Origin of the sequence: Candidatus Pseudomonas auctus (assembly GCF_048654275.1) — a bacterium.
GTDB classification, from domain to species: Bacteria; Pseudomonadota; Gammaproteobacteria; order Pseudomonadales; family Pseudomonadaceae; genus Aquipseudomonas; species Aquipseudomonas pharyngis.
Map to the genome: position 1 here is coordinate 46,971 of NZ_JBJYZK010000005.1, position 12,953 is coordinate 59,923.

The window sequence follows — 12,953 nt, forward strand, 5'->3', positions numbered from 1 at the left end:
TGATGGCCCTGCATTTCTCTACCAAGGCCGGGACGCTGTCCAGCCTGCAAGAACGGCTGACCTCGGCCCGTATTGCTCCGCTGCTGGCATTCACCGTGGCGGACTGGCGGCGGAACCGGCAAGCCTGTGTCCAGGCGGTCGGTGAGCGGCTGCCGGCCGCCCCATGGATCGTGCGTTCCAGTTGCGGGCGTGAAGACAGTGCCCAGGCGTCCTTCGCGGGCGCCTTCCTGTCGATCCCGAATGTCGACGATGCAGGGCTGAGCCCGGCGGTGGAACAGGTCATCGCCAGTTATGGCGAGGCGTTTCCGGCGGACGAAATACTGATTCAGCCCATGCTGGGGAACGTACTGCGCTCCGGCGTGGCCTTTTCCCACGACCCCAACACCTGCGCGCCCTATCGCGTGGTGAACTGGTCGGAAGGCAGCGACACGGCCTCGGTGACCGGTGGCATGGGCGGGCGGCTCTGGCAACAGGCTGCCCAGAGCAAGATTGCAGCGCCCGCCGCCCTCGCGCCCGTGGTTGGCCTGCTCGAAGAGCTGCTGGCACTGTTCGGTGGCGAGCCCGTCGACTGCGAGTTTGCAGTCACCCGTGAAACCGAAGGCGAAGTGCTCTGGCTGTTACAGGCCCGGCCACTGATCCTGCCTTCCCGTCCGGAGACCGATGCCGAGCAATCGGCCCGCCTGGACAGCATTCAGCGCAAAGTCGCACGCGGCATGCGACCGCATCCGTTCCTGATCGGCCAGCGCACGGTCTATGGCGTGATGCCTGACTGGAACCCGGCGGAGATCATCGGAATCCGGCCCAAACCTTTGGCGCTCTCGCTGTACCGCGATCTGGTGACCGATTCCATCTGGGCTTACCAGCGGCACAACTACGGCTACCGCAACCTGCGCAGCTTTCCGCTGATGCCGCACTTTTTCGGCCTGCCCTATATCGATGTGCGCCTGTCGTTCAACTCGTTCATTCCGGCGGACCTCGATGAGGATCTGGCGGGAAGACTGGTCGACTATTACATCGACAGATTGCTGGCCGAACCGACACTCCACGACAAGGTGGAGTTCGAAATCGTGTTCTCGTGCTACACCCTCGATCTCTCGCAACAACTGGAGCGCCTCGCCGATGCAGGCTTTCAGCCCCACGAGCTGGAGGCAATCAGCACCAGCCTGCGCAAGCTGACCAATCGCATCGTCCATCCCAAGGACGGTCTGTGGCGCAGCGATGCCAACAAGCTGGATGTGCTCAATGCCCGTCGTGAAGAGCTGATGGCCTCCGACGCCGACCCGCTGGAGCGCATTTACTGGCTGCTGGAAGACGCGAAACGCTATGGCACCCTGCCGTTCGCCGGTTTGGCGCGCGCCGGTTTCGTCGCCGTGCAGATGCTCAGGTCGCTGGTGTCCGTGGGCGTGTTCTCGCAAGCCGACTACGATGCGTTCATGGCCGGTGTTTCAACCGTCAGCGGGCAGCTGGCGCGCGACCGGGCAACGCTCGACAAGACGACCTTCCTCGCGCGTTACGGCCATTTGCGACCTGGCACCTACGACATCCTGTCTCCCCGTTACGATGAAGCCCCGGAACTCTATTTCGACTGGACCCAGCGCCCCGCCGCTCCGGAACCGCTTCAACCGTTTTCGCTGACGCTGCCACAGATGCGCGAGATCGTGAAACTGCTCGAAGCCCATGGCTTGCAGCCGGATCCGGTGGGTTTGCTGGACTTCCTGCAGAACGGTATCGAACTTCGCGAACTCGCCAAGTTTCACTTCACCCGCAACCTGTCCGACGCACTGGCGTTGATTGCCCAAGTCGGTGCCGAGCACGGTATCGGGCGCGAAGATCTTGCTTATTGCGACATCCGTGCCTTCACCGAACTGCACGTGGCGGCAGCGGAGCCCAAGGAAGTGCTGCTGCGCAGCATTGAACAGGGCAAGGCGCGTTACGCCGAGACGCTCAAGGTATCCCTGCCGCCGGTGATTACCCGGCCGGAGGATGTCTGGGGCTTCGAGTGGCCGGAAACGGCGCCCAACTTCATCACCCAGAAACGCGTGACCGCACCGGTTGTGCTGTGCGACGACCGGGACAAACTCGCCGGGGCGATCGTCTGCATTCCCAACGCGGATCCGGGGTTTGACTGGCTGTTCGCCTACCCGATCGCCGGATTGATCACGGCGTGGGGCGGCGCCAATTCGCACATGGCAATCCGTGCCGGCGAGCTTGGCCTGCCGGCTGTCATTGGCGCGGGTGAAGTGCTTTACCGTCGCTGGTCGACCGCGGACTTCCTGCACCTGGATTGCCCGGGCCGGCGGGTGGAGATGATGACATGAAGGTGGTCGCAGTCAGTCAACGGGTGGACAGCTATCCAGAGCGAGGAGAAACCCGGGATGCGCTGGATCAGCGACTGATCGGGTTCCTTCTGGCAGCCGGTTTCATTCCGGTACCCGTGCCCAACGGCTTGCCGCTCGATCACTGGCTGGCGGCCGTCGCGCCACACGCCATTGTGCTGTCGGGTGGCAATGACATCGGTCAGTGCCCGACCCGCGACCGTACCGAGAGCGAGTTGCTGGATCACGCTCGCGAACGTCAGTTGCCAGTACTGGGCATTTGTCGCGGCATGCAGATGCTGGCGCACGAGGCTGGCGGCGAGTTGAAACCGGTGACCGGTCATGTGCGAACCCGGCATCAGCTGTCCGGCCGGATCGTCGCCGAGGTGAACAGCTATCACGGCCTCGCTCTTGCCGGTTGCCCGCAGGGTTTCGACGTCATGGCGCGCAGCGAAGACGGTGAAATCGAAGCCATCCGCCACCTTCAACTGCCTTGGGAAGGCTGGATGTGGCACCCGGAGCGCGAAGCGGATTTTGCCACCCACGACCTTGAACGTATCCGGCAGCTGTTCGGCGAACCTGACTCCATTCAATAACCCACGGGATAGACGTGTTGTGAAAGCCATTATTCTGGCTGCCGGACGTGGCAGTCGCATGAAAAGCCTCACGGATGAGCGCCCCAAGTGCCTGGTCGAACTGCGAGGCAAAGCCCTGCTCGAATGGCAGCTGGAATCCTTGCGCGCGGCGGGCATCAGCGAAATCGCCATAGTGACCGGCTATAAAAGAGAGTGGCTGGCCGAGCGTGGCCTGATCGAATTCCATAACCCACGCTGGGCGGACACCAACATGGTGTCGTCGCTGGCGTACGCCGAATCCTGGCTGCAGGGCCAGCCGTGCATCGTGAGTTATTCCGATATTTTCTACAGCCCGGACGCCGTTCAGTCGTTGATGACCAACGAAGCATCGCTGGCCGTCACCTACGACCCCCATTGGCTGAAATTGTGGACGCAGCGTTTCGGCGATCCGTTGCTGGATGCCGAAACGTTCCGCCTGACCGACGCCGGTACGCTGGCCGAAATCGGCAACAAGCCGCAATCGGTGGACGAAGTTCAGGGTCAGTACATGGGGCTGCTGCGCTTCACCCCTGAGGGTTGGGCAGAAGTCGTTCGGCTACGAGCCGAACTGACCCCGGAACAACGCGACAAGATGCACATGACCAACACCCTGCAACGTGTCATCGATGCGGGTCGGGTTCCGGTCTCGGCCGTGGCCTACAGCGGAGAATGGGGAGAGGTCGACTCCAGCGAAGACCTCTCCGCTTACCAGTAAGCGGGCACGGCGCCTCAACGGAAGCGGTCGACCTCTTGGCGCAGGTCGGCTGCCAGGCCTTCCAGTTCCTTGGCGGTGATGGCCAGGTTCGACACCACTTCGCGCTGCTCGCTGTTGGCCATCGCGATGCTCTGCAAGTTGCTGCTGAGCAAAGTCGCGGTGCTGCTCTGCTCCTGAGTCGCGGTGGTGATCGCGGCAAACTGCTCACCCGCCGAGCGACTTTGCTCGTCAATGCGCGCCAGCGCCGACGCCACGTTGGCATTTCGCGACAGGCCTTCCTGCATCAGCAGGTTGCCCTGCTCCATGGTGCTGATGGCGTTGCCGGTTTCCTGCTGGATGCTGTGAATCATGCTGGAAATTTCATCCGTCGCCTGACGGGTACGCGAGGCCAGGCTGCGTACCTCGTCGGCCACCACGGCAAAGCCGCGACCTTGTTCACCGGCACGGGCGGCTTCGATCGCAGCGTTGAGTGCCAGCAGGTTGGTCTGTTCGGCAATCGAGGTGATCACGCTGACGATGCCGCCGATTTCCTGGGAGCGCTGACCCAGCGTGTTGATCACGGTCGCGGTGGTGTTCAGTGCGCCGGCAATCTGCTCCAGCGAGGAAGACGCTTCTTCCATCGACGTGCGACCGATCTGGGTCTGCTGCGCGTTTTCCTGAGCCAGACGTTGAGTGTTGCCCATGTTGTCGGCAATGTTCAGCGACGTGGCGGAAAACTCCTCTACCGCGCCGGCCATGCTGGTGATCTCGCCGGACTGTTGCTCCATGCCTTCATAAGCGCCGCCGGACAGACCGGACAGCGCCTGAGCCCGACGGTTGACCTCTTCGGAGGCGCGGCGGATATGCTCGACCATGGTCGACAGGGCCTGGCTCATCTGGTTGAAGGCGCGGGCCAACTGACCAATCTCGTCGTTGCTCGACACACTCAGGCGCACGCTCAGATCACCCGCGCCCAAGGCTTCGGCCTGACGGACCAGATCGCCCAGTGGCGCCAGCTTGCTGCGCAGCAACCAGACCACAGAGCCGACCGCCAGCAGCATCGCCAGCAGACTGCCGATGGCCAGCTGAGTGCCGACGCTCCAGGTCACCGCGCGAATCTCCGCCTTCGGCATGCTCGCCACTACCGACCACGGCCCACCCTCGAACGGCACGGCGATGCTGTAGAAATCTTCGGACTTGTCGCTCCAGAACTGTCCTTTACCCGGCGCTTTCGCCAGATCGTTGATTACCGGAATCGCTTGATCCAGCGCCTGCACGCCCGCCGGGGCCACCAGCCATTGGTTTTTCTCGTCCAGCAATGCCAGCGAACCGGTCTGGCCGATGCGGAAGCGCTTGAGGTTGTCGAACTGGGCGTTCTGCGCGTCGGTGTAATCGAAGCCGACGAACAACACCGCGATCACCTTGCCGCTGCTGTCACGCACCGGGGTGTATTGGGTCATATAGGAACGATCAAACAGCAGCGCGCGACCGACGTAGCCCTGCCCCGCCATCAACTTTGCATAGGCCGGGTGAGCGTGATCAAGCAAGGTGCCGATGGCGCGGCTGCCGTCCTGCTTGGTCAGCGAGGTGCTGACCCGCACGAAGTCTTCGCCGCTGCGCACGAACAGCGTGGCGACACCCGCCGTCATCTGCTTGAACTCGTCGACTTCCTTGAAGTTGTTGTTCAACACTTCGTTGCCCAGGTGCAGGCCCGGCGTCTGGGTGCCGGCCACGGTCACCGGCTCGCTCGGATGAATGCTCAGGCCGGCGCTGAAGCGCTTCTCGAACAACCCGCTCAGGCGCTGGGTGCTTTCGCGCAGCGTGCCGTGGAAGGTGCTCAATTGGTCGGCGAGCAGACGCGCTTCACTGGCGAGGTGCTCCTCACGAGTGGCGAGGTTGGCGGTATCCAGCGAACGCAAAGCAAAGACTGTACTGCCGCTGATGACTATCGCCAGTATCACGGCGAGCGCGAGGCCCAGCTGCGAGGCGATCCGAGCGCGAGGTTGAGACATGGACAGCTCCTGGCCGAACTTCCGATCCTCCTTGATCGCAGCTCGGATAATTTTCTAATGGGGGTGAATCGTGGAGACCGGCACGACGGTTCCACATGCACGTATTCGGCGGTAAAACCGAATACTTGAGCGAACAGCAGGGTTATGGCGAAAGGCCGGCATTGTGCAGGCTCGAACGATTCAGCTCAAGCGCGTGACCGCCGGCAGCGCCATGGCGCGGACTTCGCCTTGCAGGAAGTCGCTGAGGCGGCGCAAACGTTCACCTCCCGGACGGGTCTTTGGCCACACCAGGTAATAATTCAGTCCGCTGGCGACCGCCGTCGGCCAGGGCAGACTCAAGCGCCCTTGCGCGACATCCTCGGCCACCATCAGCAGATCGCCCATGGACACCCCATAGCCCCTGGCTGCCGCGATCATGCCCAGCTCCAGGGTGTCGAACACCTGCCCGCCCTTGAGCGACACCTGTTCCGACAGTCCCATGTGTTCCAGCCAACTGCGCCAGTCCCGGCGATCCGGCGTCGGGTGCAGCAGCTCGGCGCTGGCCAGCCGCGCCACGTCCCACGGCTGATCGTTGAGCAGGTTCGGCGCGCCAACCGGAATCAGCTCCTCTGGAAACAGCAGGCTGGCTTCCCAGTCCGGCGGGAAATGCCCGTCACTGAGCAACACCGCGCAATCGAAGGGCTCGTTGTTGAAGTCCACCGAGTCCACGTCCATCCACGCGCTGGTCAACTGCACCTCGTTGCCCGGCTGCAAGTGCCGAAAGCGACTGAGCCGCGCCAGCAACCAGCGCATGGTCAGGGTCGACGGGGCTTTCATGCGCAGGATGTCATCTTCGGCGCGCAAGGTATTGCAGGCCCGTTCCAACGCAGCAAAGCCATCACGGATGCCCGGCAGCAGTAGGCGTGCCGACTCGGTCAGTTGCAGGTTGCGCCCGCTGCGGTGGAACAAGCGGCAGGCGAAATGCTCTTCGAGCGTGCGGATGTGCCGGCTCACTGCACTCTGAGTGATCGACAGCTCTTCGGCAGCCCGGGTGAACGAGCTGTGGCGAGCCGCCGCTTCGAATGCGCGCAGGGCATACAAGGGCGGAAGACGACGGGACATGCACAGCGCTCCTATGGCGGGATTGCGCCAACTTAGCAGAATCGCGGCAAGATGAGTTTTAATCATGCCACCCATCCTTTTTATCCCTTTGTGCAACCTGCGCCAAACCCTGAGAATCGACGGTCTCTTGCTCCCTCTTTTATAAGGATGTGAACGCCATGCAGCGTCCTGTGCGTACCGAACTCTGGGCCATCCTGCGGCTGGCGGGGCCGTTGATCGCCTCGCAGTTGGCGCACATGCTGATGGTGCTGACCGACACCCTGATGATGGCGCGCCTCAGTCCCGAAGCGCTGGCCGGTGGCGGTCTGGGCGCGGCGAGCTATTCGTTCGTGTCGATCTTCTGCATCGGCGTGATTGCGGCGGTCGGCACCCTGGTGGCGATTCGTCAGGGCGCCGGCGACATCATCGGCGCCGCCCGCCTGACCCAGGCCGGGCTGTGGCTGGCGTGGCTGATGGCGCTCGGTGCCGGGCTGCTGCTGTGGAATCTGAAACCGGTGCTGTTGCTGTTCGGCCAGACCGAGACCAACGTCAATGCCGCCGGGCAATTCCTGATCGCCCTGCCGTTCGCCCTGCCCGGCTACCTGAGCTTCATGGCCCTGCGCGGTTTCACCAGCGCCATCGGCCGGGCAACGCCGGTGATGGTCATCAGCCTCGCCGGCACGGTGGCCAACTTCCTGCTCAACTACGCGCTGATCACCGGCCTGTTCGGCCTGCCGAAACTCGGGCTGACAGGCATCGGCCTGGTCACGGCAATTGTCGCCAACTGCATGGCGCTGGCACTGGCCTGGCACATTCGTCGGCATCCGGCCTATGACGCCTACCCTCTTCGCGAAGGTCTGTCGCGGCCGAACCGGCAGTACCTGAAAGAACTCTGGCGCCTGGGCCTGCCTATCGGCGGCACCTACGCGGTGGAAGTCGGGCTGTTCGCCTTCGCGGCGCTGTGCATGGGCACCATGGGCAGCACGCAACTGGCGGCGCATCAGATCGCCCTGCAAATCGTCTCGGTGGCATTCATGGTTCCTGCGGGGATGTCGTATGCGATCACCATGCGCGTCGGCCAGCATTACGGCGCCGGGCAATTGAACGATGCGCGGATGTCCGGGCGGGTCGGCATCGTCTTCGGTGCAGTGGTGATGCTGGGGTTTGCGATGGTGTTCTGGTTGCTGCCGAATCAGTTGGTCGGTTTGTTCCTCGACCATAACGACCCGGCGTTTGCCGAAGTGATTCGTCTGGCCGTCAGCCTGCTGGCCGTGGCGGCCTGGTTCGAGCTGTTCGACGGCACGCAGACGATTGCCATGGGCTGCATCCGCGGGCTCAAGGATGCCAAGACCACATTCCTGGTCGGGCTTGTTTGCTACTGGCTGATCGGCGCGCCGGCGGCGTGGCTGATGGCGTTTCATCTGCACTGGGGGCCGACCGGCGTCTGGTGGGGTCTGGCGCTGGGGCTGGCCTGTGCGGCGGTGAGCTTGACGCTGGCGTTCGAATGGAAGATGAAGCGAATGATTCGACTTGAGCCGCAATCTCAAGGCTTCAAAATCGCTCAGGCCGAATGAGTCTCCCTGTGGGAGCGAGTTCGCTCCCACAGGGGTTTGAGGCTAAACCACGATACCCAGCGGCGGCTGGCTGGCGTCAACCACCAGATATTCAACCAGTTCCGCCAACGGCAGCGGCTTGCTGATCAGGTAACCCTGCACCTGATCACAGCCGAACCCGCGCAACAGATCCAGTTGCTCCCGGGTTTCCACCCCTTCGGCCACCACTTCCAGGTGCAGGTTGTGCGCGAGGTTGATCATGGCGTGCACCAGTTTGCGGTTCTCTTCGCGCTGCTCCATGCCGCCGACGAAGCTCTTGTCGATCTTCAGCAAGGTGATCGGCAGGCTGTTGAGGTGCACGAACGATGAGAACCCGGTGCCGAAATCATCCAGCGAAAATCGCACGCCGAGGCGACCGAGGGCGTCCATGGTCTGCTTGACCAGATCGCTGCGGCGCATCACGGCGGTTTCGGTGAGTTCGAATTCCAGCCACTGCGCTTCTACTCCGCGCTCGGCGATCAGACGGCTGAGCGTCGGCAGCAACTGGCTGTCCTGAAACTGGCGGAACGACAGGTTGATCGCCATATGCAGCGCCGGCAATCCGCGTTCGCGCAACGCCTGCATGTCGCGCAGGGCCCGGGAAATCACCCAGTAACCCAGCGGCACGATCAGACCGCTCTGCTCGGCCAGCGGCACGAATTCGCTCGGCGGCAGCAGGCCGCGCTCACTGTGACGCCAGCGCACCAGCGCTTCGAGGCCGACGATCTGGCCGTCCTGCAGGTTCAGGCGCGGCTGGTAATGCAGCTCCAGCTCGTCACGACGCAAGGCCCGGCGCAGCTCGCTTTCGAGGTCGGCCATGCTTCGCGCGTTGCGGTTGATTCGTTCGTTGAAGATGTGAAAGGTGCAGCCCTGAGTGCTCTTGGCCTGCTGCATGGCGATGTGTGCGTGCCACATCAGCGGATCGGCGCCGCCTTGGGCGCGGGCGTGGGCGATGCCGAGGCTGGAGCCAATCAACAGGCTTTCTCCATCGACCCAGTAAGGTTCAGCCAGGGCTTCGGTGATGCGTTCGGCCATCCATTCGGCCCGTTGCGGGGCGCGGCGGGTATCGATCAGCAAGGCGAATTCATCGCTGCCGAGGCGCGCCAGTTGATCGCCGACTTCCAGCTGACTTTTCAGCCGTGCGACGACTTGCAGGATCAGGCGATCGCCGGCCTGGTGGCCAAGGGCATCGTTGGCGTGACGGAAGTTGTCGAGATCGAGGTGCCCAAGGGCCAGGCCGCGGCCGTCGTTTTCGGCGAGGCGCGCCGTCAGCAGGGTCTGGAAGCCCTGACGGTTGGCGATGCCGGTCAGCGGATCCTGCTCGGCCAGGCGTTGCAGGGTGTTTTCCAGCACGCCACGTTCGCGCACATGCCGCAGGCAACGTCGAAGCATGCCGGGATCGAGGGCATCGAACACCAGCCAGTCGCTGACACCATCGGGCGCGGTCGCCGGCTCGTGTTCCAACAGCAAGACCGTCGGCAGGCTGCAACGGCCGGGCGCCGGCTGCAACGCGGGAACGGTCAACAACACCGCGTGGCGGTTGTCTTCGAACAGGCTGCTGACCGACTCCCAGCTCGGCGCGCTGATCAGCACCGCCGCACTCCCCAACGGAGCCAGACACTCGCGCAATAACGCTGTCCACGCTGGCTCTTCGGCCAGTAGCAGCAAACGCAAGGGTTCGACAGGCGTAGTCAAGCTGACTCCCTAGACTCTGCAATGATGTGGGCGGCGGGCATTATGCCGTTGCGGCAACCAATGACCAAACGACAACGGTTATCAAAACGTTATTTTGTGTCACGAATGAGAACATTAGCCGCAAAATCACCGCGCATCCTGCGTGAAAGTAACAAAACCGGCAAATTTGAATCGCGTGCTGCGTCACAAGTCGGAGAGAGCAGCACAAATCGCTGAGCCTGTTAAAATGCCGGCCCATTTCGTCAACGACTCCCGAATTTTCGTATGTCCCGACTCAATCCCCGGCAGCAAGAAGCCGTGAACTACGTCGGCGGCCCTCTATTGGTGCTCGCCGGTGCTGGCTCCGGCAAGACCAGTGTGATCACGCGCAAGATCGCGCACTTGATCCAGAACTGCGGCATCCGCGCCCAGTACATCGTCGCCATGACCTTCACCAACAAGGCCGCGCGCGAGATGAAAGAGCGGGTCGGCACCCTGCTGCGTCCAGGTGAAGGACGCGGGCTGACGGTCTGCACCTTCCACAACCTGGGCCTGAATATCATCCGCAAGGAACATGAACGGCTGGGCTACAAACCCGGTTTCTCGATCTTCGACGAAACCGACGTCAAGTCGCTGATGACCGACATCATGCAGAAGGAATATGCAGGCGACGACGGCGTCGACGAGATCAAGAATATGATCGGCGCCTGGAAAAACGACCTGATCCTGCCGGCCCAGGCCCTGGAAAACGCCCGCAACCCCAAGGAACAGACCGCCGCCATCGTCTACACCCACTACCAGCGCACGCTCAAGGCGTTCAACGCGGTGGACTTCGACGACCTGATCCTGCTGCCGGTGAAACTCTTCGAAGAGCACGCCGACATCCTCGAAAAGTGGCAGAACAAGGTGCGTTACCTGCTGGTCGACGAATACCAGGACACCAACGCCAGCCAGTACCTGCTGGTGAAAATGCTCATCGGCAAACGCAACCAGTTCACCGTGGTGGGCGACGACGACCAGTCGATCTACGCCTGGCGCGGCGCGCGGCCGGAAAACCTGATGCTGCTCAAGGACGACTACCCGTCCCTGAAAGTGGTGATGCTCGAGCAGAACTACCGCTCCACCAGCCGCATCCTGCGCTGCGCCAACGTGCTGATCTCGAACAACCCGCACGAATTCGAGAAGCAGCTGTGGAGTGAGATGGGCCACGGCGACGAGATCCGCGTGATCCGCTGCCGCAACGAGGACGCCGAAGCCGAACGCGTGGCCATGGAAATCCTCAGCCTGCACTTGCGCACCGACCGCCCGTACAGCGATTTCGCGATCCTCTATCGCGGCAACTACCAGGCCAAGCTGATCGAGCTGAAACTGCAGCACCATCAGGTGCCGTACCGTCTGAGCGGCGGCAACAGTTTCTTCGGTCGTCAGGAAGTGAAAGACCTGATGGCCTACTTCCGCCTGATCGTGAACCCGGACGACGACAACGCCTTCCTGCGGGTGATCAACGTGCCGCGCCGGGAAATCGGCTCCACGACTTTGGAAAAACTCGGCAACTACGCCACCGAACGCAAGATCTCGATGTACGCCGCCACCGACGAACTCGGCCTGGGCGAACATCTGGACAGCCGCTTCACCGACCGCCTGTCGCGCTTCAAGCGTTTCATGGACAAGGTGCGCGAGCAGTGCGCCGGCGAAGACCCGATCTCCGCCCTGCGCAGCATGGTCATGGACATCGACTACGAGAACTGGCTGCGCACCAACAGTTCCAGCGACAAGGCCGCGGACTACCGGATGAGCAACGTCTGGTTCCTGATCGAAGCCTTGAAGAACACCCTGGAAAAAGACGAAGACGGCGAAATGACCGTCGAGGACGCCATCGGCAAACTCGTCCTGCGTGACATGCTGGAACGTCAGCAGGAAGAGGAAGACGGCGCCGAAGGCGTGCAGATGATGACCCTGCATGCGTCCAAGGGCCTGGAATTCCCCTACGTGTTCATCATGGGCATGGAAGAGGAAATCCTCCCGCACCGTTCCAGCATCGAAGCCGACACCATCGAAGAAGAACGCCGCCTGGCCTACGTGGGCATTACCCGCGCGCGCCAGACCCTCGCGTTTACCTTCGCCGCCAAGCGCAAACAGTACGGCGAGATCATCGACTGCGCGCCAAGCCGCTTCCTCGATGAACTGCCGCCGGACGACCTGGCCTGGGAAGGCAACGACGACACACCGACCGAAGTCAAAGCCGTGCGGGGCAACAGCGCACTGGCTGATATACGCGCGATGTTAAAGCGCTAGAATTGACCACTTTTTACTAGACCTTCGGCGCACAAAGCGCCAAATGAGGACAGCTTCATGGAAGCATTGCACCAGAAAATCCGCGAACAAGGCATTGTGCTTTCCGACCAGGTCCTGAAGGTCGACGCCTTCCTGAACCACCAGATCGACCCGGCCCTGATGAAGCTGATCGGCGACGAATTCGCCACGCTGTTCAAGGATTCGGGCATCACCAAGATTGTCACCATCGAAGCCTCGGGCATCGCGCCGGCGATCATGACCGGTCTGAACCTCGGCGTGCCGGTGATCTTCGCCCGCAAGCAACAGTCCCTGACCCTGACTGAAAACCTGCTGTCGGCGACCGTTTACTCGTTCACCAAGAAAACCGAAAGCACAGTGGCCATCTCCCCGCGCCACCTGACCAGCAGCGACCGTGTGCTGATCATCGACGACTTCCTGGCCAACGGTAAGGCGTCCCAGGCGCTGATCTCGATCATCAAGCAGGCCGGCGCCACCGTCGCTGGCCTGGGCATCGTGATCGAGAAGTCGTTCCAGGGCGGCCGTGCGGAGCTGGATTCGCAGGGTTACCGCGTCGAGTCGCTGGCTCGCGTGAAATCACTGAAGGATGGCGTGGTTACCTTCATCGAGTAACCCGGCTTCATCGCATTATCCCTGTGGGAGCGGGCTTGCTCGCGAAG

9 protein-coding genes are annotated in these 12,953 nt (G+C 62.4%); 6 read left to right on the top strand and 3 right to left on the bottom strand.

Features of this window, described 5'->3' with window-relative positions; translation table 11 throughout:
- Window positions 1–2: 2 nt before the first annotated feature.
- From ACKUG4_RS11650 to ACKUG4_RS11660, 3 genes are read left to right on the top strand one after another with little or no spacing between them, the layout of a single operon-like run.
- Window positions 3–2,318 (top strand): PEP-utilizing enzyme, encoded by a 2,316-nt coding sequence (locus ACKUG4_RS11650; protein ID WP_064600363.1) that lies wholly within the window; start codon window positions 3–5, stop codon window positions 2,316–2,318.
- Window positions 2,315–2,911 carry a gamma-glutamyl-gamma-aminobutyrate hydrolase family protein gene (locus tag ACKUG4_RS11655; protein ID WP_064600365.1) on the top strand — a complete coding sequence of 199 codons (597 nt, stop codon included), beginning with the start codon at window positions 2,315–2,317 and terminating at the stop codon, window positions 2,909–2,911. The genes ACKUG4_RS11650 and ACKUG4_RS11655 overlap by 4 nt, the downstream gene beginning before the upstream one ends.
- 19 nt (window positions 2,912–2,930) lie before the next feature.
- Window positions 2,931–3,644 carry a phosphocholine cytidylyltransferase family protein gene (locus tag ACKUG4_RS11660; protein ID WP_064600367.1) on the top strand — a complete coding sequence of 238 codons (714 nt, stop codon included), beginning with the start codon at window positions 2,931–2,933 and terminating at the stop codon, window positions 3,642–3,644.
- Between the two features lie 14 nt (window positions 3,645–3,658).
- Here the strand turns inward: ACKUG4_RS11660 and ACKUG4_RS11665 are convergent, their stop codons facing one another.
- Both ACKUG4_RS11665 and ACKUG4_RS11670 read right to left on the bottom strand, forming a co-directional pair.
- Window positions 3,659–5,635: a methyl-accepting chemotaxis protein gene (locus ACKUG4_RS11665; protein WP_445434048.1), complete on the bottom strand. Its 1,977-nt coding sequence runs from the start codon at window positions 5,633–5,635 to the stop codon at window positions 3,659–3,661.
- A 180-nt stretch (window positions 5,636–5,815) separates the two neighbouring features.
- Window positions 5,816–6,736, bottom strand: coding sequence for a LysR substrate-binding domain-containing protein (locus ACKUG4_RS11670; RefSeq protein ID WP_085612068.1), 921 nt, complete (start codon window positions 6,734–6,736; stop codon window positions 5,816–5,818).
- 158 nt (window positions 6,737–6,894) lie between these two features.
- Between ACKUG4_RS11670 and ACKUG4_RS11675 the strand changes: the two genes are divergently transcribed.
- A complete protein-coding gene (locus ACKUG4_RS11675) occupies window positions 6,895–8,289 on the top strand; it encodes a NorM family multidrug efflux MATE transporter (protein WP_064600374.1) in 1,395 nt (464 codons plus the stop codon).
- 42 nt (window positions 8,290–8,331) lie between these two features.
- Here the strand turns inward: ACKUG4_RS11675 and ACKUG4_RS11680 are convergent, their stop codons facing one another.
- The gene (locus tag ACKUG4_RS11680; protein WP_064600376.1) at window positions 8,332–10,002 is read right to left on the bottom strand and encodes a putative bifunctional diguanylate cyclase/phosphodiesterase; all 1,671 of its coding nucleotides are present in this window, start codon (window positions 10,000–10,002) and stop codon (window positions 8,332–8,334) included.
- Between the two features lie 264 nt (window positions 10,003–10,266).
- Here ACKUG4_RS11680 and rep point away from each other — a divergent pair, with 264 nt between their 5' ends.
- Together rep and ACKUG4_RS11690 are read left to right on the top strand one after the other, a co-directional pair.
- Window positions 10,267–12,276: a DNA helicase Rep gene (gene rep, locus ACKUG4_RS11685; RefSeq protein ID WP_039765244.1), complete on the top strand. Its 2,010-nt coding sequence runs from the start codon at window positions 10,267–10,269 to the stop codon at window positions 12,274–12,276.
- A gap of 57 nt (window positions 12,277–12,333) precedes the next feature.
- The gene (locus ACKUG4_RS11690) at window positions 12,334–12,906 is read left to right on the top strand and encodes a xanthine phosphoribosyltransferase (protein WP_003229440.1); all 573 of its coding nucleotides are present in this window, start codon (window positions 12,334–12,336) and stop codon (window positions 12,904–12,906) included.
- The last annotated feature ends 47 nt before the right edge of the window (window positions 12,907–12,953 follow it).